The sequence below is a fragment of the Leptospira fainei serovar Hurstbridge str. BUT 6 genome (assembly GCF_000306235.2).
Lineage (GTDB): Bacteria > Spirochaetota > Leptospiria > Leptospirales > Leptospiraceae > Leptospira_B > Leptospira_B fainei.
In genome coordinates this window covers 507,472-529,970 of the sequence record NZ_AKWZ02000010.1, presented here as the reverse complement: position 1 = coordinate 529,970, position 22,499 = coordinate 507,472, and the positions used below count along the sequence as shown (strand labels likewise).

Sequence of the window (22,499 nt, the reverse complement as noted above, 5' to 3'; positions counted from 1 at the left end):
AATGGAATATCGTAAGTCGACTCTGAATTACTGAGCCCCCGATTCCGATAGGATTCTAAAATGGACTCGTACAAGCCAAAACCTCTACTCAATAAAAGCGAGCTCCGTCAAATTAAACGTTCCCGGACGAGAGTCGGCGGGAAAAAAGTAATCACTGACGACGTAAAAAAACTCAAATCGTTAAGCGTCACTCCTGATCTTCCGACGGAAGAGTTGATCCAATATTATAAGGAGCCTATTTGGATCGAATATTATATACCGAGAGAGTCTAGATTCGCGTACGAAATAAAATATCTTTTCGTAAAGTTGATCGACGTGGAGCCGAGGCCGGCTCCTCAAGATGCGATATTAAGAGAAGCGATACAGAAAGATAGTTTCATTGATTTGATGGAAATTATCCGTTCCTATCCTGAAAAAGAAAAATTAATAAATACTTCATACGTCAACACGCTGCAATTTTTCGAATCCGTTTCTTCGGGATATCAGCAGTACATGCAAACGAAGGATCCTTATTATTTACGAATTCCCTTGTATCATACCGAAGCATTGATGAAACGCGAACCGTCCTTAGCCGCATTGGAATTTTTAGGATCGTTTACTTTGCATAATCTGAATTGGTTGGTTCGTCGACTCAATCAAGGTGGAAAAGCGTTTTCTCTCGAAGATGAAACAATTTCGGTATTGATCAAGCGTCGGAATGAATACTGGGAAAAAAAGAACTTACCGGAAGACGAAGATTTCAACCTATTTTCCGCTTTGTTTTACGAGCAGGCCTTTCCTCATCGAGGCCTTGAAGATTTGGAAGCCGACGAACTTTTAGAAGAAGAGTAGAATTTACCTTGCGGATTATTTTTTACGAATTCGTTCCATCCTTGGAAGAAAAAAGAATGCAATTCTAAACCTTCTTGTAAGTCTAACGGTTACAGGAGACATTTTTCTTGAAAACTGAAATTTCAATTTATTCGGATGTAGTGTGTCCTTGGTGTTATATCGGGAAAAAACGATTAGAGAACGCCATCGAACAATGGAAGGTCAAGCACCCTGACGATACGATCCAAGTTAATTGGAAACCGTTTGAATTGAACCCGGATATTTCTCCGGCCGGAGAAGACCGCGAAGCTCATATGGTTAAAAAATTCGGCTCTTTGGAAAGAATTCGTTCGATGACCGGAAGAGTCACGGATATAGCTAAGGAAGATGGTTTATTTTTTTCTAATTTAGATAAAGGTCATCAACCTAACACCTTTATTCTCCACGCTTTGATCCGCAAGGCAAGGGGATACGGCAAGGAATCTAAGCTTGCCGAAATATTCTTCCGAAACTTTTTTTCGGATGGAAAAAATTTGTCGGACGAATCGGTCCTCTTGGAAGCTCTTCGAGAGGCGGGCGTTCCGGATACGGAATTGTCCTCGGTAAAAGAAGATAAGTTATTATTATCGGAAATTGAAAAAGAGGAGATCGAAGGCAGGAACATGGGAGTTACCGGAGTTCCATTTTATATTTTTAACGAGAAATATGCGGTCTCGGGAGCCCAGCCTTCCGAACTATTTTTAGAAGTATTCGATCGTTTACAATCTGAAGGAGTTTAATCGCAGTTTTATGTGGAAGAATCTCCTCGAATTGCGCCTTCTCCCAGCCAGAGAAACATTCTACGGATCCTCCCATTAAGAACGGATTGGCTGTTATCATCGGATATTTTCGGAATATTGGGGAATTCGTATTCTCGGATATTCCGTGGAGTTCCCCCCCAAGCGATGGCCTGGTACCCGGATTCTTCGCAGATCGACTTTAAAGCCAAACGATCTCGGATAAAAAGCAACAGATCTTTAGGATCGAAGAATGATTTTGCTAAATCCTTTAAACCTCTGGCAAGGTCTTGGTAAACGTTTTCTCTTCCGAAATCGATTAAACAAAAACTAAGCGGAAAGTACGGAACACCTAAAACGGGACGAAGCTTCTCGATTAATTCTCTCGCTTCGAACGATTCCGCATCCAGGATCAATAATCCCGGTTTCGTTTCTTTTAAAAGATTCGGAAGTCCGAAAATATCTCTACACCAATATGCATTCGACCCGGACGCCCTAAATAGAGATCTATATCTATAATATAAATTTTCGTTCTGCGTTAATAGAATCGCTTCAGGATGAACCGGCTTATTCGGGCGAAATATCGGAAATTCATCCAAGGGGAAAATCGTTAAATCGTAAATTCGATTCGTTCCGGCTCTCAAAAAAGCGTTCTTTTCTTCCTGATCAAACCTTCCAAGTAAACAAGCTTCGCGCGACCAATCTTTCGTCTGCGCAACGTCTTCCGGTTGCGCGTCTATCTTCCAGATTAATGTGTCTTTTGAAACGGAAGGAAAACCCGAAGATGTCACCCATTCGAAAGATGAAATTCCTTTCCACTTGAGGAGGGCTAACAAAAATTCCCGCTCTTCCGGAGTGAGTCGTCTTAGAAGTAAAACATCGGAGAGTAGATTCATGCCTGCTTGGAATAGAACGGGTTTTTTCCTTGACCTTGGGGATTTTAACCCGATCCTAGAATTGGTGCGTTGCGAAAAACCCGCAACTAGAAAGGCAATCCGAAACAAAAAACGGACCCCTCTTTATTCGGCTCTGGATCCAGCGCATCGGTCTCGGATTTTTCGAAGCAAAGGCAAACGCCCGAATGAAGGTACTCAAACGATACGCAAACCGCAGGTTGTACGACCCCGAGACTAGCAAAACCATCACCTTGGAAGATGTCGCAGAAATGATTATCGCGGGAAGTGAAATCAAGGTGATCGATAACATGACCGGCCGGGATATTACGCCGAAAATCCTAGGCCAGACGTTCCTAAAAGTCAGCCTCGGACAGAGGAACGAAGAATTTTCCAACTATATGCTTTCTGCGTTAATCCGTGAGACGGGTAAAAATATCAGCGCATTGTTCGGGCGATTGGTTCTGGGCGGAATCGGACTCGCATATCTTACAAGAGAAAAAATGGATAAAATTCTCCAAAGCATGGTAGCTTTAGGAGAATTAAAACTGGAAGAAGTCAAAAGTTATAGAGAGGACCTTCTCACGCACTTGGCCCAAAGAGCCAGCGAAAACCGCGAGCAAATCCAAGAAGATCTCAAAAAAGTGGGTCGGGAATTGGAAGAAAGCGGTGAAAAGGAATTGGCGGTTGAGGACTTCTCGGAGAAAATTCGGAAGATCGCGGAAAGGGTTCGAGACAAGGACTCTCTCTGATTCTTCTTTCTTAGGCCCTTCCGGGTTAAGACGGGGGACCCGAAAACCGATATTTTAGGGGAAAGGGGGGGCCATGACCGTTTCCAGAATTTCGAACCTATTCCTAGGTATTTTTTTACTCGTTTCCTCAGCAGTTTCGGCGAAGGAACCCATCCATGATAAACTGGATAAACTATTCTTCGAACAAGTTCATAATTTAGAAAGTGGGACCCTGGAGGAAAAAATCCAGGCCGCCGATTACCTAAAATTCGTTAAAAGCAAACTTGCGGTCCGACCTCTTTTGAATGCTCTAAAAGGGAATCCGAAAGTTCCTAAATCGGAGGAGAATTCCCCTACGCTTAAATTCGCCGTTGCTCAAGCGTTGGGAGCGATGGAATCGGATATCGCCGCTCCCGGACTTATGGATGAATTCAAACGAATCTCCCCTCTTGTCCAGGAAATGGATATTCCGAGTTTCAGCTCCCCCGAAGGATATAACCTAACGATTTCCGTGGGAGAAGTGCTTAGAAGTATCGGACTTCTTCCATACTTAAAGGAAAGCGAAGACACTATTGTTTCCGGATTGAGTCATCCGAATTTCTACGTTCGCGCATCGGCGGCCGACGGATTGAAAAATTTGAATCGAAAGGAAACTCTAACCCAGCTAAATGCAGCGCTGGATAAAGAAAAAAATTCATTCGCGAAAGTCGCCATTTTGAACGCAATCGTTTCCATCAATAGAATTGCGAATCAAAGATTCTATGATCTCTGTTCCTTTTTAAAGGATGAATCACCGATGGTCCGTTATAGAGCCTCGATGGCAGTCGGAGAAGTGGATTTGAAAGCGGGAGAATTTTCCCTCCGAGAGGCTTTGCTCGTCGAGCACGAGCCGATAGTTCGTGAACAAATTAAGAAGGACTTAGCGAATGTGATCGGATTTAAGATGCCCGCTACTAGTTTTATGTTCACCGAGCAAAGCGGAAAGTAAACTCGAGAAAAGTCGGCTTTCGCTTTAGATAGCCGACTGAAGAAAATTTTGCGGGGTGGTGGGAGATACTGGGATCGAACCAGTGACCTCTACCATGTCAAGGTAGCGCTCTAACCAGCTGAGCTAATCCCCCGGTAGCGACCAGTATTTTGCCGTATTCATTGCCGTAAAGCCTTTTAGCCTTAAGATTCTCATTGCTTCCCTTCTCGCTCTTTCAATTCCCCTCTTTTGCAATTCCAAATTCTTGCCCTGAGCTATTCATTCTTTCCTCCGGGTATCTTCCGATTCCGGGAAAAAAATCCCAATAATCCTTACCGATTTCGGAATTAGCCAGGATTTTCCGAGATCGGCGTGCGGCCATTCCGAACTTAGGTTATAGTAACCGCTACAAAAGTCGACGTGCTGACTGGGAGACACCTATGACCGTCCAAACGAAACGTGAAAAGAAAGATTTAAAGCCGATCAATGCGCAAGCGCCGAGCGTGCGTAAAATGGATTTCGAGGGTTTGGATCAACTTTCCAACCATTATATTGCCGGGAATTCGTATATTACTCATACCGTAAACGCGTATCATATTATTTTTCCGGAAGGTGAAAGATTCTTTATTAAAAGCGTAAAAGCTTTCGCTGATAAAGTCCAGGACCCGAAGCTTCAGAACAATATCAAAGCATTCATTGGACAGGAAGTGCAGCACGGTAAGGAGCACGAGAAGGCTTTAGAGATGCTGGAGAAGAAGGGGTATCCGGTCGGTAAGATTCTGAAATTTTACGTAAAGACAGCATATGGATTCATCTGGCCTATCCTGGAGTTTCTTTTTGGAAAAAAACTGAAGCTCTCCGTAACAGCAGGGTTGGAGCATTATACTGCTACTATGGGTGAAATTTCGTTACGTCATCACCTACACGATCAAGCCGAAGGTGAAATGAGAAACCTTCTTCTCTGGCATGCTTGCGAAGAAATCGAACATAAATCGGTTGCTTACGACGTATTGCAGACAGTATCCAAAAGCTATCTTTTAAGGGCTTTCGGTTTTATCATCGCGACATTTATGTTTTGGGGTTACGCAATTATAATACAGCATTTGTTTATTTTGTCGGATCCTGCGATCGGTTTCAAAAGATATTTTGCAGATATGAAAAATGCGGGTCCTTACGCCGCATTACTCTGGAAAGATATTTCCAAAGCGTTTCTGATTTATTTTAGACGGGATTTTCATCCTGATCAGACCGGCGGATACGAATTAGCGAACGCGGCATTAGCAACTATATAATTTAAATTTGGTGAAGAGAATGAATAATGAAACAACAGCTAAAAAGAGAAATTTAAAGCCGATCGACGCAAAATCGCCGTCGGTTCGCAAAATGGATTTCGTCGGCCTTGAAAACGTATCCGATCACTATGTGGCCGACAATTCTTATTTAACGCATAACGTAAACGCTTATCATATCCTCTTTCCCGAAGGGGAAAGATTCTTTATTAAAAGCGTAAAGGCTTTCGCAGATCAAGTAAAGGACCCAGGACTGCAAAATAGAGTTAAAGCTTTCATCGGGCAAGAAGTTCAACACGGAAAAGAGCATGAGAAGGCTCTTGAAATCCTAGAAGCCCAAGGTCGTCCCGTCAAAGCCATGTTAAAGTTTTACATTAAAACCGCTTTCGGTATTCTATTGCCCGTATTAGAGTTTTTTTTCGGAAAAAAATTGAAGCTTTCAGTCACCGCGGGACTGGAACATTATACCGCGAGTATGGGCGAGGTCGTTTTGAGAAACCGGCTTTATGATTATGCCGAAGGCGAGATGCGCAATCTACTTCTTTGGCACGCCTGCGAAGAGATCGAGCACAAATCGGTGGCTTACGATGTCCTGCAAACGGTGTCCAAAAGTTACACGTTAAGGATTTTCGGCTTCTTGATCGCGTCGGCTATATTCTGGGGATATTCGATTTTCCTACAGCATTGGTTTTTACTCGCGGATAAGAAAGTCGGATTCCGCAAATACTTCAAGGATTTAAACGGTGCGCGTCCCCAAGGGCGGGTATTGTATCCGGCGCTTGCAGCCATGGCGCTTCTTTATTTCAAACCGAGTTTTCACCCGGATCAAACCGGCGGTTACGAACTTGCTAACGCTGCGTTAGCGACCATTTAGCACCCATCCAATCCACTTGCTCCGCTCTTCCCGCTCATTACTGAGCGGGAGGTCGGTTTTTTTAGTTTCCGGAAACGTAACGAATCATCAGTAGCAGCGTTCTATTTTTGTCCGATCCAATCAGCGATATATGCTTGGTGTTTTACCGGAGAAAATTCGGTGAATTTGTAGTTTGCAAAATCGTATTTTTGAAACGGATCATTCCGGAAAATATCTTGGATTTCCTGCAAAGATTTTGACTTTCCTACGATCAATCCTCCGACCCGAGGCTCCTTAGGGCCAGAGAGAAGCAGAATTCCTTTGTCGTATAAGGTTTGTAAAAAATTACGGTGCTCGACGACTGCCCCGTCGATTTTTTCCAGGGGAACGGTATATAGTAACTCGATTAAGAAAAATTTCATTAACTCTATCCTCGATCCAAAATTTTATTACGTTCGATAAATGCAAAGTATAAGACGCGTTTATCTTGGAGGTTTTTTCCATGTCGGAAGGGCTTTTGCAAAATAGGAGAAGAAAAGATCTTCGGCGGTCTCCTTCTCGGAATTTCTAGCGGATCCAATTATTACTAAGCTGTCTTTGGCCCGAGACAATGCCACATAGAGGATTCGGTGCTCTTCTTCCAGGATTTCTTGCGGAGAGTTACGTTTTACGTTCCAACCGTCGGCGATATCCACAAAAACGGTATGAAATTCAAGACCTTTCGACGCATGAATGGTCATTAGAAGTTCTTCCGGAACGCCAGCACGTACATATTCTCTGATGCGGTGATTGGAGCGGCAGAGAATTTTTAATTCACCTCGACTGAATCGATACGCTTGACCCAGAAAGGGAAAAAGATCGCTGATTTTGTTTATCATAACGCGGCCTACTAACGCTTTTCCCGAACGATGAGCTTGTACAAGCTTCGGGATTTTACTTTTATTTTTCTCAATCGGAATTGCGGAGATTTCCACGATTTTCGGTAGAGAACGGTAGTTGGTAATTAGCGCATGCTGATGAGTTCCCTGAAAGAGCTTAGGGTAATCAAGAAATAATCGAACGTTCGAGCCTCGGAAAGAATATATGCTTTGTGAGTCGTCGCCCACGACTAAAATTGAAGCGGTGTCGGATAAAAGCTTTAGGAATGTTAACTGTTCCTGATTCGTATCTTGGAATTCGTCGACCAAGATTCTTCTAAGAAAGGATCTAGGGGCTTCCGTCCAGGTTTCTTTCGTTTCTAAAGCCTGCAGAAATATGGCGACAAGGTCGTCGAAATCCACCTTACCCTGATCTTTCTTGAACTTAGCGTATTCAGTATGCAATATCGGTAACCAATCTTTCGGAAATTCCTCAGGTAGAGCGGAAGCATTCGTAAGCAACTCGTACGGAATTCCGCCGATCAGAGACGGGTCTTTCCGAAACCAGTTTCGAAAAAAAGCGTTTCGTTCCGATGGCAGTAAAATGCGGGGCGTCTTTCTCCGAAAATCCGGATGATATCTTGCCAGAGATTGAAAACAAAAGGAGTGAAAGGTATGAACTCGAACTCCCTTTTGTCCGGTATTGATTTGAATTCTGTGCTTGATTTCCCCCGCGGCCTTTCTCGTAAAACTAAGTACAAGAATTTCTTGTGGAGCAGTTCCCTCCGAAATGCACCTTTCCACATAGCCGACCATGGTGCTCGTTTTTCCGGATCCGGCTGCGGCTATTACTTGAATGTATTGAGAAGTATCCCTTATAATCTGTTGCTGAGCGGTATTGAATTTCGATCTTTGCATTTGAATGTACGTGTAAACGTTTCATTCTCTTGATCGTCGGATTTTCTTCTGTAGGAGCGTATCGAACGACTTTCTTTTTTGAAACGCATCTTATGGAGCGGATAAAAAATTCATATGCGCGATATTGCGCATTGGTAATTAGAAAAATATAATTTAGGGGGCCGGTTTGGAATCTCGGTTTGAGCATTGGTCGATCACGCATATTTTTGTCTTATTCGGAACTTTCCTTGTTTTGGCGGTTTTGGTTTATATGGCGAGGAGAACTTCTAATAGCTCGCTTCCGAAGAGGATTGGGCAGTTCATTGCGTCGATTCTAATCCTGAATTACGCCGTTTACGTCGCCTACAGAATCAACTTAGGTTACTGGGACATTCGATATGATCTTCCGATGGAATTTTGCGATTGGGCGATAATCGTCACATGCATCGCTCTTTTGACGCGGAATAAAATGATGGCAGAACTATCTTATTTTTGGGTTTTAGCCGGTTCAATCAACGGCGTAGTCACTCCGGATTTACAAGTTTCCTTTCCGCACATTTATTTTTTCATATTTTTTATCGCTCATTCCGGATTAGTTATCGGTGCGCTGTATGTGGTCTTAGGCCTAAAGCTATATCCCCAACGATGGGCGGTTCCCCGTGTGATCCTTATCTCTCAAACGTATTTTCTATCAGCAATACTCATCGATTATTCGTTTAAGACAAATTACGGTTATTTAATGGAGAAGCCAAACAATCCATCGTTGATCGATCATCTAGGTAGCTGGCCTGTTTATGTGGTCAATATGCAAATTATCGGATCGGCCTTGTTTTGCATCCTTTATCTTCCATTCTATTTTAAAAATAAGGCTGACGACTCAAATTAACTCCGCAGGTCCGATTCGGGATAGTCGTCGACATTCCGCTCCAGAAAGGCGGAATGTCGGCTTCTTAAGGCGCCAAAAAAGGTATATTATTCTTTATTAATTTTCTGTTCGATCTCGAATCCTTTTTGGCCGACTTCCATCAGCTTCTTAACGGCGGTGCAAATCAGCATCGTTGAAATCGCGAGGCTGATAAAGAAAATTCCCAGACCGACCGGGGACCCCCAACTGTACCATTTGCTGAACATCTCGGCGTATTTCATTTCATCGCTTTCTTCCATCGTTTTAATCTCCTTTGTCAATCATCGTATTTTACTTCCTATTCATAATGGCCGAGAGCTATAGAATTTCCATCGGACCGATTTCCATATAGTTAGATATGTAAATAGTAATAAAATCTAACTATATGGAAATCAAACATTCTGAGAGATAGTCAACTCTTTTTTTGCTAAAATTTATCGGTTTTAAGAAAAGTATGGGGAACAGGACCGAGGATATTTTTCTTTAAAAAATAAAAGGTTGAGAAAACTCGAGGGGAACCGTCTCAATGAGCATTATTGGCTAATGAATGATGACCAATCGAGAAGTAACTAAAAGCGAATACATTCATGCAATCGGTCAAGCCGTCCAACTGTTTCAGGAAGCAACTGAAGCGTTTGACGATGCAGCTGCCGAGGTTCTAGGATTGAATCGCACGGATTTAAAATGTCTGGCAATCATCTTTAAGAACGGATCGGTATCGGCCGGCGAGATTGCTAGAATCACCGGTTTGACTCGAGGTGCGATGACGACCGCCTTAGATCGAATTGAGAAAGCCGGCTACGCGAAAAGAGTGCCGGATCCGAACGATAGGCGTGGAATCCTTTTGGAGCCCACAAAAAAAGGAGAAAACAATGTGGGAATGATTTGGGGGCCGTTCTTCGAAGTAGGTAAAAGACTGCTTTCAAAGTATACCGTCGAAGAATTGAAAGTCATTCAACAATTCTTGATAGAATCAAGAGCGGCTCAATTCGAGCAGATGGATCACGTTAAAAAATTGAAATTAGGCAAACGATCCTAACTCATCTTTGAGTTTTAAAAGTTGCTTTTCCAATTTATTCAGGTATTTCACATCTCCGCTCATTCCGTATAATTGCATTGCTCCTTGGTAGTACAATAGAATCGTTTCCGCCACGTCTCGAATTTGTTCACGCGTCGCCTTGTTTCTATTTCGAGTTCTTATTTCCGAAAGGTAATTTTCGAAAAGTTTTTGCCATCGATGGATAAAATCGGTCGTTAAGTTTCGAAATTCATCGTCTTCGTGAGTTTGATTGGCAAAGTTCGCAATCGGACAGCCGAATTGATAGTATGTTTTAATACCCCGCTTTACGACTCTAATCCAAGACTTAATAAATTTTGAATATATTCTTTCCCTCTTCATAATTCTTTCAACGAGGGACAAGATGGACGCTTCCTGAAGAGACAGATAAGACTTTCCTAAATCTCTTTTGGACGGAAAGTGGATATAGAGAGTTTTCTTGAAAGAACCCGCAGTTTCTAGAATTTCATTGATTCCAGTGTTCGGATATCCCTTTGTATAGAAAAGTTGCAAAGCCGCCGACATAATTCTGTCTCGCGCCGAACTATACGTCGAAGACGACGGCTTCGTTTTATCATCCATATTAAAATACCCGATCTCGACCATAAAACAGGTAGACAGATTTGTCTACCTGTTTTATGGTATCCCTGTGGGTAGACAAGTTAGTCTACTCGGTTCGGAGGCATTTATGGAAACTCTAGAAATTTTGCGAGAAACAAGCAATCTCCGCACGCATGTGTTTGATGTTCAGGTTCGCCGCGTCGATTTGGACGCAAACGGACATGTCAATAACGGAACCTACCAAAGCTATTTCGAGGAAGCGCGTATTGCGGCGATTTCCGAGTCGGACGAAGATTGGTTTTCCGGCAATAATTCCGAAAAATTGCCGTCTCCATTCGGATCCGTGTCTCTGGAATATAAAGCGGAGCTGCGGCATCCGAATTCGGCAAGAATCGTAACTTTTCTGCCGCAATCTAAGACGGCCAAATTTGAGATCGTTCAAGAGATGTATCGGCAATCCGACAACGTGCTTGTGGCCGTCGCTAGATTTAGATCCGTCGATCCTGAAAAGAAGTCACGATCGCCGGGATACGAAGCGATTAAATACTTCGATCACAGTATCGATATTCGATGGACGGACATGAGTCCGGAAAATCATCCGTTTCTTTCCGCCTTGCAGTATTATTTTGACGATGCGAGAATTAAGTCATTCTGGAAGGTGGGAATCGATTTAAATAAAATGAATAAAGATGGAATTGGGCCCGTAATTTATAAGGCAACCATCGAATATTTCGATTCCCTTCATTTTCCGGAGACGATTTCAGTTCGAACTAGATTTGAAAGAGGGGAAAAGAACCGGCTGGTCATCGTTCAGGATATTTTTAGGGAAAACGGAAACGTTCACGTATGTCGCGGAAATTTTTACGGTCTTTTTATGAATCTTCATTCAAAGCGTCCTTACCGCTTTTCGGAAGAAGAATTTAATAAGTTTCTCTTGAACGAATAGACCCTCGGGCGGTTTGTCTATTGTGCGTTTATCCTTAGTTTAAGCGAATTCATGAAAAGTTCGTTTATCGAACTAGGTAGAATTTTCGATTAAGATCGTGCAATTCGGTTAGGGTTCGAAACAAACGGGTCGTTCTACGACTTTCTTTTGCAATCGCAAACGACGCCATGATTTAGTTAAGATCGATTATTCTATAATTTGGAAAACGACTCGCCGGTTTTTTTGTCGACCTTCCGGGGTTTCGTTGGACGAAATCGGTTGAGAATCTCCGTAACCTTTGGTCTGCACTCGATCTTGGTTGATTCCGTGTTTCACTTTAAGATATTCCGAGATAGCATTTGCCCGATTTTCGGAAAGAATTTGATTGTCCGATTTTTTACCTACGTTGTCGGTATGTCCTTCCACAAGAATTTTTAAATTCGAATTCGACTTCAATAATTCCGCAAGTCGATTCAGTTCCGGTTCGGACTCTTTCGAAATTTCGAATTTTTTAGTTTCGAAGAATAAATTATTCAGTTGAATTTGTCGGCCGATCGCAATGGAAGGTAACACGAACTCGACGTCGACTTTTTCCTGATCGGATGAAATTCCTAAATTCAAGTTTCGAGAGACGGTAAGAAATCCTTCCTTCTTCGCAAAAAATCCGTATTTCTCACCGTAAGGGAGTACTAGGCTGAAAGTTCCCGTTTTAGGGTCGCTTTTTGCGACGCCGAGTTCCTTGAAATTAGTTAAAGATTCGTAATGTATTTCGGCGGAAATCGGATTTCCGTTTTCATCAGATACTTTTCCGTTTACTACGACGACGGAATTCGGACGGAAATCCTTAGGTAGATACGCCATATATAATTTTCCATCTTTGCTGACGTAAGCCCATTTACTGTTGGCGGGGATCGAGAAAAAATTAACGCCTTTCAAATTTTCCGAAACTTCCATCGGCTTAGTCCATTGAGTCCAATCGTTCCCTATTCTGCGAGTCACATATATCGAGATGCCTTGATGGCCGTCGCTGGAAAAATAAAGAGTTCGATCGTCGCTTGCGAGAAAGGGGGCCATTTCTTCCTTTTCCGTATTGATCGAATTTCCAAGACTTTGCCCGAACGAATAAGTGCCGTCTTCCTTTTGGAAGCTAATATACAAATCGAGTTTTCCGACCGAATCTTCCCGTTGAACCGAGAAGATCATGACTCTACCGGAGGAAGACAATGTGGAACCGCCAAAGACTTCCTGAGAAGGGTTACTGCTTTTTCGATAGTTATTATAAAAGCCGGGAAAATCTATTATTTTGGGAACCGACCATGTGCCATTTTCGCGAAAGCTTTTGTATAAAGGAACGCGCTTGGCCAAAGCCTCTTTTTTTTTCCGATGCTCTTTTTCTACCGCATCGAGTTTTGCGGAAACATTCGGGTCGTTGTCGATATCCCGGTATATTTCTTTTCTTTTAAGTTCCAATTCTTCATCGAGTTTCTTTCTTTGTTCTTCTTCATCGTAACTTCCAAAGACATAAAGTTCGTTTCCACCGGGCAAAGCGGATAATACGGCTGACGGCATATCGTTATTTAAAGGGTAGGGCATTTCCTTTCCGTCTTTCCAGAAACCCTTTTCGTCCTTTTCCGCGTACCAAATTTTTTGAGTTCCGTGCCTTCCTTGGGGCCGAAATACGGTCCAAAATAAATAGCGCCCGTCGGGAGTTACTGTCGGGTTTATCGAATATTGATTTCGACTTACGTAGTCGGGAATTTTTTTTAACGTCCAAGGATGAATACCGGTCTCTTCGGCAAAAGGAGATAGATCGAAACGCAATGGCATGCAATGCTGATCTTTCATTTCGCATAAAAGTCGGATGGTATGCTGTTGGTATTTTGAAAGTTCCGGCGCGAGATCGTTGGATTCGATTTGGATAAAGTCTTCACCGGAATGGATGAGCTTTCCGAACTGTAGAAGCTTTCCCTCTACTATTTTCTCCTCCGCCCCAATCGAAAAAAAACAGGAGAAAAGAACTAAAGTATAGTACCCCCATGCCCTGAACTTCATACCATTTTCCTCTTTGGGAATTTTATTTAGATCCATTGTTCTGAAAAGAATTTCTTTTCCTTTCGATTTATGAAACGGGATTTTGGGTGGGACGCTTTTTGATGGAATTGGGTTCGGGAATGGTAGATTCGAGAGTCTTGTTTTGGGGACAGTAGGATTGATTTCTACGTCAATTTGGCGTCTTTTGGAATCGGAAAATTTCGCAATTTTTTAGCATAGTAAGATAAACTTCGAACTGGCTTGGTTAGAACATCTCGCTAAACGGGAATTAATATGTAGCTAGTCCGTTTCTAGACATCCAGAGAATATAGCTTAGACTAGGTTTGGGACATAAGAACTTTCACAGAGGGCGTGGCTAATTCGCTGTTTTTTAATGTTCAATTCGGGAAAAATGCAAAATGATGAAACCTGATGTCTTTTTTTGTCATTTTTTGTTGCAAAGAACCGATCTAATATGGATGTTCTGCTTATCACTGGATTGTGCTATCCAGTAAAGTTGGGTTCGGTTTTGGGATTTTTATCATTCAATAGACAATCGAATTTTTCTCCTAGAACTACGGGAATCCGATGTTTATTCCTATCTCTTATTTCCCTTTTTTTCCTTTTCTTTAGTCTTAACTGCAAAGCTTCGGAAGATACAAGCCAGGCTATTTTGTCCGTGCTTAGCCAGCTTTTTTCGGCCCACCCGAATTCTAACCCGTTCTCGGTCGGCCAAACAATAAATTTGAATGGAAATGCGGGGCCGCAAGCCTTAGGAACCGTCGTCGATCCAAGCAATGCCGGGACGGCAGTGGGAATCGCCTTACAGGGTTCAGGAATTCCCGTACTCATCATCTTATATAATTCTGCAGGAAATCCCTATGCAGTCGATGTCAATGGGGATGGTAATCCGGACTATTTCTTGTGCACTACCCAAGGGGTCGTTACGTTGCGGACCGGCGGAGCTTGTACCGGAAATCAAGTTATAGTTTTTCCTGGCCAAGGATATGATACGAATGGTGATGGAGTTCCCGATAATTTAATTCTTTCTTCGGTTGCGTCCGACGTAGTTTCTCCCAGTAGCGTGATTTCGCCTAATCCGGGAATTTATGGCGGTAGTAGAACGGTAACTGTAGTTTGTTCGGATAATATTGCACCCGGTAATATTATCTATACTCTCGACGGAACGGTTCCTAACTTTATTCCTTTGATCGGTAAGGTAATGGATCCTGCCGCAACGAGTTTTACGATCGGCAGTGCGGGAGATGGGACCTATACGGTTAAATATTTTTGTCGCGATTTAGCAGGGAATTCCGAATCGACGATTCATACGGCCGTATATCAAGTAAATCATAATATACCTAACGTAACGATAACTAGTGCATTGAGTTCTTCGAGCATCAGCATTAATGTTGGAACCCTTAATTCCGCCAGTTTATCATGGCAATCAAACCAAACTGGAACTTATAGTTTAAGACAAAATGCGACCGGATGTTCAGACGGCACTGTCATTAGTTCGGGTAGCGTAACCGCGAACACTCCGATCACATCGTCGATTTTAGCGAATCAGCTTACTGTCGGATTAAATTCTATGTATCTCTGTGTAACGGCCGGGTTAACGGGATTTCTTTCCTTCAATATAAGTCGCGACGATACTCCTCCTTCCATTAACTTGAATCCGGGAGCTGGTACGTTCGGAACCTCCCCGCAGAATATATCTTTTGCTTGTGTCGATTCCAGCTCTTGTACGATAGTTTATACGACGGACGGATCCACACCGTTTATCGATCCGATTACAGGCGTAGTAGGAAACGGTTTAGCTTATTCAAATTCGCCCGTTTCCTTAACCTCGGGAACGACGACGCTAAAATATCTCGCGAGGGATGCTGCAGGTAATCTTTCTTCAGTCGGGACAAGCACTTATACTATCAATTCTGCCGTAGCCACAATAACAGCTAACTCATACTCACCTTCGAGCAAGTCGATCAATGCTTCGGTAAGTTCGACAATGACGATTACTTGGCAATCGGATCTCGCAGGTACATATCAAATTTTAATTGGGACTTCGAATTGTACGTCCGGAGGAACGTTAGCTACAGGTACTAATGTTGGTGGTAATGCAACGGCAGGAACCCCGATAGTATCCGTGCTTAATAATTCGAATTTTTCAAACGGAAATAATTCGGTGCTTATCTGCGTGGCAAACGCAAGTTTGGCGCCTCAGTATGGAAGCTTGAGTACTACAATCGTTAAAGACGGTATCCTTCCTACCATTCAATCTTCGACTCCATCAAATAATTCACTAGGGGTTGCCAGTTCCAGTTCCAGGATTTCGATCGTTTTTAGCGAAAGTATGAATACGAACGCATCGCAATTACCTTCTTCTTATTTAAATGCCTGCCCTGCTTCTCAGTCTGGTACCGTTTATTTTGAAGCCGACATATATGACGGTACCTCTCTAAATTGCGCGGACGTAACTGCCAACTTTACTTGGTTAAATTCAGGCACCACTCTTCAAATCGATTTGTCATGGATCTCATTTCCTGAAAATACAAAGATTCAAGTTACGATTCCAGCATCAAGTTTAACGGACGTAGCGGGGAATGCGCTGGCGACCGCCGCTCAGATTACTTTTACCACCGCTCCGAGCCCGAATAAATTCGGAATTTTAACGACAGGTCAGGGGGCTTGCTGGGACGTAAACGGGAATCCGGTTCCTTGCAGTAGTACGGGACAGGACGGCGCTCTGCAAACTGGAACCGCTAGAAGCTACCAAGTTACGACGACGGCGAACACTTCTATTACGACGGATTCTTCCACGGGATTAATTTGGAAGACTTGTCAAATGGACTGGGAAATTCACACGGGAGCTTGCACAAAAAGTGCGACCCCAATCGGACCTTGGACTTATTCCGTCGACACTAGCGGAACCCCAACGAAATACTCAGCCCTAAACGCTTGCGCTTCTTTAAATTCAAGTTCTTATGCCGGGATTAATACATGGAGATTGCCAACTTTGGCCGAATTGGCAACTATTCTGAAATACGGCTCCGGAGTTAGTCCCGCCTTAGACACTAGCGCATTCACGAATCCGACAAGCGGCCAAGCTAGCAATTATTGGGTAAATCTTTGGACAGGAACCGGAAATTTTAGTAATCCGTATTTCTCTTGGATCGTTAATTTGTCTGACGGCTCCATTTCTCCCGTTACGAAACCGAATTCAAATGCCATCATGTGCGTATCGGCTCAAAATTCAAACGCGACATCCCATACATTTTCAGTAAATTCGGGAGGAGGATTCGTTACGGATAATGGAACCGGATTGATTTGGGAATTATGTACGGCAGGTTTAAGTGGTTCAAATTGTTCTAGCGGAACGGCGACTACATATACTTGGCAAAACGCTTTAAATCGATGCAATGCCCTGACGACCGCCGGAAAAACATGGAGATTGCCCAACGTTAACGAACTCCGATCAATCGCTGATTATTCCAAAAGTAATCCTTCGATCGATTCAATTACCTTTCCAGCGACAGTTTCTTCCTACTACTGGACTTCGACTTCTTATGCACAATCGCCCTCTAATGCTTGGTACGTTTACTTTAATAACGGCCAAATGAATCCGTTTACTTCCAAAGGAAGTACGTATTATGTTCGTTGTGTAACGAACTGATCGGTTAAGTTTAAAGGAAGCGAATTATTCATTAAGTAATAATAGCTTATTTTTCTTACTCCGTTATAAACTGCGGGAAATATTAAGTCACTTTGCATCGCTTCGTTTATCACATTAAAATAAGTACTGAGTTGAGAAATTGGTTTGCAGATTTTGCATATGATTTCGAAAGTTTACATCAAGAGGATCAAAAATTTGTGATCAATGAAACATTTTGATCAAATCGGTCTAAATGGATTCAATGCGCAAGCGATATAGCAGAAATTGCAATATATATTTGAATGGCTACACTTTTATCCTTAGTGACATATATCCGGCACCAAATGCAGCAAGTACGAGTGATTACATTCGCTCCTGGCGTTGAAAAATGAAAATAAATGCGGTTTGTATCGATTGGAGATTCCAATTTTCGGCTGAAGAGAATTTGGGAATATTCAGCGAAGTTATAAGAAATTTTCGTCTTGGGAATCAAGAGTTAAAGGAAGCGATAAGGAATGGCTGGATTCATTAGAAAACGATTAGTAGCCAAAGCTAAAGTCGCTACTGCTTCGATTGATCTTAGGCGGACCATTTCGTTCATCGGCTCTAAGTTCCTTTTATTAATTATAGCACTTATAATTCTATTTCGCCCACAATCCATCGACCCTCAATCTTTAAAAACGTACGGATCTAGAACTAAAATTCCATTGAGTCTAGATAGAGCGATTTTAATCGGTACTACGAATAACGTACTGTTGCGGACACTTGAATCTAAAAAAGAAATCACTAAGTTGGTAATTACCGAAAAGTGGAGAGAATTTCTCCCGAAAGTAGGTGTCCAGTATATGGGACTCAGGAATACGAACGTTGGCTCTTTGGATAATTTATACAATGACGTTCGCTTAACGGTCCAGCAGCTCGTTTTTGACGGAGGTGAAGCCGGTCTGCAGGTAGAAATCGCCAGGCTAAACGAAACCTTGAACGAGCAAGATTTCAAGATCAACGCGGCCAAATTGAAGTTAGATATTCAAAAGGCTTATTTGAAGTCGCTCGCCGCTAAGGGAAAGATTCTTTTAGGAAGAAAATCCGTAGAGAAAATGGAAGAGGCTTTAAAAAAAGCTAAAGCGGAGTTTACCCAAGGGTTGATCTCTAAAATACAACTCACAGAAGTTTCCAATAAGGTTAAACAATCTCAATTCACTTTTTTGAAATATAAAAACGAATACAATCAGTCGATCTTGGATCTGAAACAGATACTTTCCCTTGACTTTCACATAGATCTTGAATTAGAAGAAAATCTATTTACCGATTTTATCATAGATGTTCCGCGATTCGATACAGAAGAGGCCGTCATTAAAGCCATTAATACTCGCGAGGATATAAAAAAGTCCCAAGTCATTGTCAAAAGGCTGAAGAACGAAAAGAAAATTGCGGATAATTATTGGATTCCAAAGGTTTATTTGGGGGGCTACGCCGGTAAGAACGGGAATGATTTTCCTCTAAAACACGAAATTTACGGAGTTAATTTTAATTTGGTGCTTCCGCTTGGTAGCAACGTAGTTCAATCAAACGGGAATTTGGGTGTTCAGAAAGACGGAACCGGTATTCAAACTTATCCGGGTTTTGGAAATCAGACTGTTGGCCCCGGTATCAACGGGTATGAATCTAGTCGGATTCAGTTTTTCGATAACCTCTCGTACTCGCGAAAGATTTTGGAAGGGGAAGTTCAGTTAACGGAAGCGTTGATGAATTATAAAAACCTGGAAAATCAGGTCGGTTTGGAAGTTCAAAAGAGTCTGGATAAAGTAACGGAATCCTGGGAAATGATGAAAATCGCTAATTCTAGCGTTTTGTTAAATTGGGAGACGTTAAAAATCAGCAACGCGAAACTCAGCGCCGGACAATTCCGGAAAGAAGAAAATCTAAGCTCCGAACTTGAATTCCTCAAATCGCAACAAGAACTCACGGATTCTCTAGTCGGGTATATTATCAGCTGCTATGAAATGTCATTTGCGGCTAACATAGATTTAAATAATAAAAAGATAATCAGATATGAAAAAGGTAAGGGGAATTCTCTCATAGCGGCGTTATTATTCAATCGCGATCCAAAAAGCGCAGCTGCAATGGAGTCTTCCGTTCCGTAATTTGTGGAGTCGAGAATGAGAGAATTTATAAATATTTTAGGGTCTATGAAAATGAAACGAGGATTTCAAAAAAAGAGCTTATTGCCGGCTCTCGTTATTTTATCGGTGTTTGGTTTCGGGAATTGTCAAAAGCTTTCGGATAAATTATTGAAAATCGACCCTTTTATCGGGGAGACGGCGCCTCCCAAAGTTCTATTTAGCAATCCTACTACAGGCGCACAGAATTTGCCTACGAGCCAATCATTTTCGATCGGTTTCAGTCGAGCTATGAATGTCAATAGTTGCCAAACCGCTTTTACCATGTCTCCCGCTACCTCCGGTTTTTTCAGCAATACGAACGGTCTTATTCTCACATTTTCTCCGACTGCAGCGCTAAATCCGGGAACCTATACGTTTACACTGACGAAGTCTTGCGAAGATCCCAACGGTATGGACATCGAGAACCCGTTTAGCGCTTCCGTAGCGGTAGGAGGTTCCGCTTCGGGCGGTTCTTTAGGTTCGAATCCGACTGTAACCAACATGTACGTCTATGCAGGAACTACATCTGCTTGCAATACGGCTGGCGCTTCTCTAACCGACTTTCTTAATGGGTCCGTCTTGAATGCGTGTATGGGGGACCCAAACCAAAACCAAATCATTATCAATTTTTCGAGAGCAATGGATCCCAACTCGACAAATTCCGCAATATCGATTAGTCCCAGTGTTTCAGGGAGTTTTGTCTGGTCATCCGGGAGCATTCTCACATTTACTCCGGATAACGCGCTAGCGTTGAACCAAAGGTATACGTTTACTGTTGGCGGAAGTGCGGCGGATAGTGGTGGAATCTTGATGAAACAAAGCGTGCAAGGAAGCTTTTTAGTCGGTTCCGGAAATGCGACACCGACTGTAACTTCACTCACAGTATTAACCGGTTCTCAGGCAGGCTGCCAGGCAGGTATCGGAACCGCGTCGAATATTCTGACAAGTAACGTTACGAACGCTTGTTTAGGCGATCCCACAACCAATACGGTCGTTTTCAATTTCGGATTACCGATGAACACGCAGAGTGTGCAAAACGCGATTTCGTTTTCCCCGGCAATTTCAGGTAGCTATACTTGGTCGAACGGAAATCAAACACTTACGCTCGTTTCGGATTCTACGTTAGGATTCGGAACCCGTTATACGGTCGCCATCGGAACCGGCGCATTGAGTGCAAATCTCGTTCCATTGCAGCAAGCGATCGGCGCCTCTTTTGTCGCAGGCGGAATCAATCCGTCTCCGTCGGTCCAGTCAGTAGGTTTAGTTAGTCAACCCGGTTGTGCAACGTCGTTTCCCGGTTCCGGTAGTTCCACTGGCGGGAATTGGTCGATGGGTTTTTGTTGGTGGGATTACTCACAGCAGATCCTTTCTCCTAGCGCATATCAGTTCCGCGGAGGAGACGACGGTCTTAATGATGCGGCCGCTTGCGCAGATCAAACAACGGATGATTTCCGAATCATATTCAATAATTATATGGACGCTCGCACGACGATGAATGCGATTTCCTTAAACCGGATTACCGGGACTTCCACGGTAATCCGGTTGGCTACATGGGTCTGGAGGGATTGTCAACTTTCCTTTCCTTACGGGTGTCGAGTGCTGGATTTGGAATTCTCGGAGATCGAATCCAGCTGCGGGGGCAGCAGTGCCTTCGGCGCATCGGGCGATTATAATATGACAAGGGCCGGGTTCGACTTTACGAGTGCTATTCCTTACACCGTAATTGCGACCGATCCGAACGGTCCCGTTTATACCCTACAAGTGGCAAATTCGGCGACGGACGTTAATGGAAGACAATTACTTACTCCTTTCTCGTTCTCATTCGTGAGTCAATGATCTATGGAGGGGTATGAATTTTTACGAGGTAAAGAATCAATGAGACGAATGTCATTCATCTTACTTGCTATTTTGGTCATTGACTGCAGCTATTTTAATACCGGGGCAATCCGAGTTGCAACGAAACGGGAAGCAGTAAAATCCACGTATCTGCTCGGTTTCATCGAAAACAGAGATAACCATTTCGATCCATTTAATACGAAAAATTTAACTAGCATGCTTAAATTCGAATTATTGGATGCCGGTTACGGAATCTTAGTGATCGATGATTATGTAAAAGGCGATGAAGGAAACCCGAAGAAGGACCTCCTACTCGGAGCCGAAGGTAATAAAGCGTTACTAGCGGGAGACCCAGGGCATATCAGTTCGGATTTGAGTTCCAGGCTTTTAAAAGAATCGGAAATCAAATCCGTTCAAAGCGTTACGAACTTCGATTTTCTTATCCAGGGTGCGATATCGATGGGTGACAATCGTCGACTAATCGATAAGACGGAAAGTGGAATAGTCTTTTTAGAGGTCTTCGATAAATCGGGCAAAATCGTCAGTAGCATTAATTATACCATAGAAGGGAAAGTGTTAACTGAAGCGGAGCTACTGAAGGTGATTTGCACGAGGATCATAGATAAAATAGATAAGAGGGAAGAGAAGAAACCTTGGTGGAAAATACTTTAGTTACATCATTTAGAATTAGATCGAGAAGGGTGCCGATCGGTTTACTTATCGTTGCGTCGTTATTTCTTTTTAACCAGTGCGGCCCCGACGAAAAGAAATTAGAAGAAAAATATAATAAAGCTCAGGGGCTTTTTTGGGCGAATAAAAGAGTGGAGGCTGCTAAGCTTTTAAAGGAAGTTTACGATGCCAAACCCGATTATAAAGACGTCTCTTTTACGTTGGGCAGAGCCTATTATTTCGATATGAAGTTCCAGGATGCCTTAAAGTGTTTTACCGAAGCATACGACAAGGATCGTGAGAATTTAACTCCTTTGCTATGGATTATAAAAACCCAATTTGCGGCGGGAATTCGAGATAAATCTCTTTTCGATAATATTCAGTCTTTTGCGAAACGCGATGCCGGTAATATCGAGCTGCTTTTTATGAACGGCCGTTTGCTGGAAGAATCCGGAAAGACGGATCAGGCGATTCAAAGTTATAACCAAGTCGTTTTACAAACACTTCCGCTGGCATTGGCTCACAAAAGATTGGCGGAAATTTACAAAAAAGCAAATATTACGCAAAAAGCAAATTTTCACCAACGAAAGTTCGAAAACCTCACTTCGAAAGAATAGCTTAAACCGATC

The 22,499-nt window shown here is 42.8% G+C and carries 20 protein-coding genes and 1 tRNA gene; 14 read left to right on the top strand and 7 right to left on the bottom strand.

From position 1 onward, the window contains the following. The first annotated feature begins 60 nt into the window (after nt 1-60). Together LEP1GSC058_RS11570 and LEP1GSC058_RS11565 are read left to right on the top strand one after the other, a co-directional pair. Entirely contained in the window at nt 61-831 is a 771-nt protein-coding gene (locus LEP1GSC058_RS11570; protein ID WP_016550523.1) for a hypothetical protein, read from the top strand. A 107-nt stretch (nt 832-938) separates the two neighbouring features. Continuing rightward, nucleotides 939-1,589, top strand: coding sequence for a DsbA family oxidoreductase (locus LEP1GSC058_RS11565; protein WP_016549521.1), 651 nt, complete (start codon nt 939-941; stop codon nt 1,587-1,589). 8 nt (nt 1,590-1,597) lie between these two features. Here the strand turns inward: LEP1GSC058_RS11565 and LEP1GSC058_RS11560 are convergent, their stop codons facing one another. Continuing rightward, nucleotides 1,598-2,482: a hypothetical protein gene (locus LEP1GSC058_RS11560; RefSeq protein WP_016550047.1), complete on the bottom strand. Its 885-nt coding sequence runs from the start codon at nt 2,480-2,482 to the stop codon at nt 1,598-1,600. 185 nt (nt 2,483-2,667) lie between these two features. Between LEP1GSC058_RS11560 and LEP1GSC058_RS11555 the strand changes: the two genes are divergently transcribed. Continuing rightward, complete coding sequence (locus LEP1GSC058_RS11555; RefSeq protein WP_039948328.1) at nt 2,668-3,231, top strand: polyhydroxyalkanoate synthesis regulator DNA-binding domain-containing protein; 564 nt, start codon at nt 2,668-2,670, stop codon at nt 3,229-3,231. 73 nt (nt 3,232-3,304) lie between these two features. Continuing rightward, nucleotides 3,305-4,198, top strand: a complete 894-nt coding sequence (locus LEP1GSC058_RS11550; protein ID WP_016550370.1) for a HEAT repeat domain-containing protein — start codon at nt 3,305-3,307, stop codon at nt 4,196-4,198. Nucleotides 4,199-4,254: 56 nt separating this feature from the next. On the opposite strand, the gene LEP1GSC058_RS11545 is transcribed toward LEP1GSC058_RS11550, so the two are convergent. Beyond that, a tRNA-Val gene (locus LEP1GSC058_RS11545) sits at nt 4,255-4,331 on the bottom strand. Between the two features lie 286 nt (nt 4,332-4,617). On the opposite strand from LEP1GSC058_RS11545, the gene LEP1GSC058_RS11540 reads away from it, so the two are divergent. Both LEP1GSC058_RS11540 and LEP1GSC058_RS11535 read left to right on the top strand, forming a co-directional pair. Next, nucleotides 4,618-5,469, top strand: coding sequence for a metal-dependent hydrolase (locus LEP1GSC058_RS11540; RefSeq protein WP_016550238.1), 852 nt, complete (start codon nt 4,618-4,620; stop codon nt 5,467-5,469). A gap of 19 nt (nt 5,470-5,488) precedes the next feature. Next, a complete protein-coding gene (locus LEP1GSC058_RS11535; RefSeq protein WP_016549685.1) occupies nt 5,489-6,340 on the top strand; it encodes a metal-dependent hydrolase in 852 nt (283 codons plus the stop codon). 101 nt (nt 6,341-6,441) lie between these two features. Here LEP1GSC058_RS11535 and LEP1GSC058_RS11530 read toward each other — a convergent pair whose 3' ends face one another. Next, nucleotides 6,442-6,741, bottom strand: a complete 300-nt coding sequence (locus tag LEP1GSC058_RS11530) for a YciI family protein (protein ID WP_016550587.1) — start codon at nt 6,739-6,741, stop codon at nt 6,442-6,444. A gap of 60 nt (nt 6,742-6,801) precedes the next feature. After that, the gene (locus LEP1GSC058_RS11525) at nt 6,802-8,094 is read right to left on the bottom strand and encodes a UvrD-helicase domain-containing protein (protein WP_016549444.1); all 1,293 of its coding nucleotides are present in this window, start codon (nt 8,092-8,094) and stop codon (nt 6,802-6,804) included. Nucleotides 8,095-8,260: 166 nt separating this feature from the next. Between LEP1GSC058_RS11525 and LEP1GSC058_RS11520 the strand changes: the two genes are divergently transcribed. After that, the gene (locus tag LEP1GSC058_RS11520) at nt 8,261-8,959 is read left to right on the top strand and encodes a YwaF family protein (RefSeq protein WP_039948326.1); all 699 of its coding nucleotides are present in this window, start codon (nt 8,261-8,263) and stop codon (nt 8,957-8,959) included. 86 nt (nt 8,960-9,045) lie between these two features. On the opposite strand, the gene LEP1GSC058_RS11515 is transcribed toward LEP1GSC058_RS11520, so the two are convergent. After that, entirely contained in the window at nt 9,046-9,237 is a 192-nt protein-coding gene (locus LEP1GSC058_RS11515) for a hypothetical protein (protein ID WP_016549659.1), read from the bottom strand. A gap of 287 nt (nt 9,238-9,524) precedes the next feature. Between LEP1GSC058_RS11515 and LEP1GSC058_RS11510 the strand changes: the two genes are divergently transcribed. Beyond that, nucleotides 9,525-10,016 (top strand): MarR family winged helix-turn-helix transcriptional regulator, encoded by a 492-nt coding sequence (locus LEP1GSC058_RS11510; RefSeq protein WP_016549874.1) that lies wholly within the window; start codon nt 9,525-9,527, stop codon nt 10,014-10,016. Here LEP1GSC058_RS11510 and LEP1GSC058_RS11505 read toward each other — a convergent pair. After that, nucleotides 9,999-10,616, bottom strand: a complete 618-nt coding sequence (locus tag LEP1GSC058_RS11505) for a TetR/AcrR family transcriptional regulator (protein ID WP_051133822.1) — start codon at nt 10,614-10,616, stop codon at nt 9,999-10,001. The genes LEP1GSC058_RS11510 and LEP1GSC058_RS11505 overlap by 18 nt on opposite strands. A 106-nt stretch (nt 10,617-10,722) precedes the next feature. Between LEP1GSC058_RS11505 and LEP1GSC058_RS11500 the strand changes: the two genes are divergently transcribed. Beyond that, nucleotides 10,723-11,541: an acyl-CoA thioesterase gene (locus tag LEP1GSC058_RS11500; RefSeq protein WP_016550650.1), complete on the top strand. Its 819-nt coding sequence runs from the start codon at nt 10,723-10,725 to the stop codon at nt 11,539-11,541. Nucleotides 11,542-11,727: 186 nt separating this feature from the next. Here the strand turns inward: LEP1GSC058_RS11500 and LEP1GSC058_RS11495 are convergent, their stop codons facing one another. Then, nucleotides 11,728-13,572: an OmpA family protein gene (locus tag LEP1GSC058_RS11495; RefSeq protein WP_016550522.1), complete on the bottom strand. Its 1,845-nt coding sequence runs from the start codon at nt 13,570-13,572 to the stop codon at nt 11,728-11,730. 658 nt (nt 13,573-14,230) lie between these two features. Here LEP1GSC058_RS11495 and LEP1GSC058_RS11490 point away from each other — a divergent pair. The 5 genes from LEP1GSC058_RS11490 (at nt 14,231) to LEP1GSC058_RS11470 (ending at nt 22,487) form a co-directional block, all read left to right on the top strand. Next, the gene (locus LEP1GSC058_RS11490) at nt 14,231-17,224 is read left to right on the top strand and encodes an Lcl domain-containing protein (protein ID WP_232224728.1); all 2,994 of its coding nucleotides are present in this window, start codon (nt 14,231-14,233) and stop codon (nt 17,222-17,224) included. Nucleotides 17,225-17,718: 494 nt separating this feature from the next. After that, on the top strand, nt 17,719-19,347 hold the full coding sequence (locus LEP1GSC058_RS11485; protein WP_016550003.1) for a TolC family protein: 1,629 nt from the start codon (nt 17,719-17,721) through the stop codon (nt 19,345-19,347). A 15-nt stretch (nt 19,348-19,362) separates the two neighbouring features. After that, nucleotides 19,363-21,201, top strand: coding sequence for an Ig-like domain-containing protein (locus tag LEP1GSC058_RS11480; protein ID WP_016550982.1), 1,839 nt, complete (start codon nt 19,363-19,365; stop codon nt 21,199-21,201). 39 nt (nt 21,202-21,240) lie between these two features. Continuing rightward, entirely contained in the window at nt 21,241-21,873 is a 633-nt protein-coding gene (locus tag LEP1GSC058_RS11475; protein ID WP_039948325.1) for a lipoprotein, read from the top strand. Then, nucleotides 21,858-22,487: a tetratricopeptide repeat protein gene (locus LEP1GSC058_RS11470; RefSeq protein ID WP_156860684.1), complete on the top strand. Its 630-nt coding sequence runs from the start codon at nt 21,858-21,860 to the stop codon at nt 22,485-22,487. The genes LEP1GSC058_RS11475 and LEP1GSC058_RS11470 overlap by 16 nt, the downstream gene beginning before the upstream one ends. Nucleotides 22,488-22,499: the final 12 nt, after the last annotated feature.